The following is a 1,031-nucleotide window of genomic DNA, read 5'->3' as shown; positions in this document are numbered from 1 at the left end:
CGTAAACCATCCTCAGCCACCTGCAAGGCTTTTTCCTTCTCGCCGGAGTCCCAATAAAAGGTGGCCAGGTCATGGTAGTCGGCGCCATATTCCATCCGCTGGACCCGCAACTCAAGATATTTATCCCGATCCCCGAGACGACGGTAGATTCTGCGGGCATGATCCGTCTTCCATTCGCTGTGCATTGCCTCAAAATCCTGCGCCAGTGCGCGCAGATCGTCATGTTCATAGCACGTCGCATAGGCGACATCATAGAGCATGTCGTCCATGCCGGCATTGCCGCTCTTGATGAACGGCAAGGTCAACTTCAGAATCTCTTGTCTGGAATCGGCATCCACTCTTTGGGATTCCAGCCGTTCTCGAATCTGGTCCAACAGTTCGGTGACATGATCCTCGGTGGCGTAGTCGCCACCACCATACATATCCAATTCTGCAAGATCCGGCGCCAGTTCAGACCAGAGAGCCAGAACGGCTTCACCTTCCGAGCGTTGAACAAGGGCTTCGGAAACCGAGACCTGGGCTTTGAGGAAATCGAAACATTCCCGCCGAAATTCAGGGGACTCGGTTGCAAGCTTCAGAATCAACTTTGATAGAATTTTGTGTGATGCCGCTGACAGTAACTCGGCCAGGGCATCGCCTTTTTGGGGTTTCCTTGCCATCTTACCTCCCTCCAACAACTCAACAGCAATCCTTCCTGCTCCAAGCCAACGCCATGCCGATCCATCAGGTCGACAAACTGACGAACCTCTTGATCTTCAGTTTTTCTGAGCCGAGCCAGGACTGCACCCTTACTGCCCAGAAAAAGATCCCCCTTTCCGTATCGGGAAAAGTGGTCATCCAGCTTAACGCAAAAGGTGGAATTGTTCTCCTGAGCGTTGAAGATGACGGCAAGGTAACCGGATCACATCCGAATCACCGCCATCACCTCCAACAACCTGGAAATAGCCCATACCCAGGTACCGAAATCCCGACAGGTGACCGCAACATCTGAAGGCATCCAGCAGCGCCGATGTTGAATCTTCCATGCATGA

Annotated in this window: 1 protein-coding gene and 1 pseudogene; one reads left to right on the top strand and one right to left on the bottom strand. The window is 52.8% G+C overall.

Annotated elements, in window-relative coordinates; all coding sequences use genetic code 11:
* Positions 1-659, bottom strand: a pseudogene (locus HNQ81_RS17255) (hypothetical protein); the annotation flags it as partial.
* A 53-nt stretch (positions 660-712) separates the two neighbouring features.
* On the opposite strand from HNQ81_RS17255, the gene HNQ81_RS17250 reads away from it, so the two are divergent.
* Positions 713-991 (top strand): hypothetical protein, encoded by a 279-nt coding sequence (locus tag HNQ81_RS17250; protein WP_183352663.1) that lies wholly within the window; start codon positions 713-715, stop codon positions 989-991.
* The last annotated feature ends 40 nt before the right edge of the window (positions 992-1,031 follow it).

This window comes from Desulfoprunum benzoelyticum (genome assembly GCF_014201505.1).
GTDB classification, from domain to species: domain Bacteria; phylum Desulfobacterota; class Desulfobulbia; order Desulfobulbales; family Desulfocapsaceae; genus Desulfoprunum; species Desulfoprunum benzoelyticum.
Note: the sequence above shows the minus strand (reverse complement) of the source record. Positions and strands in the feature narration are given on the sequence as shown.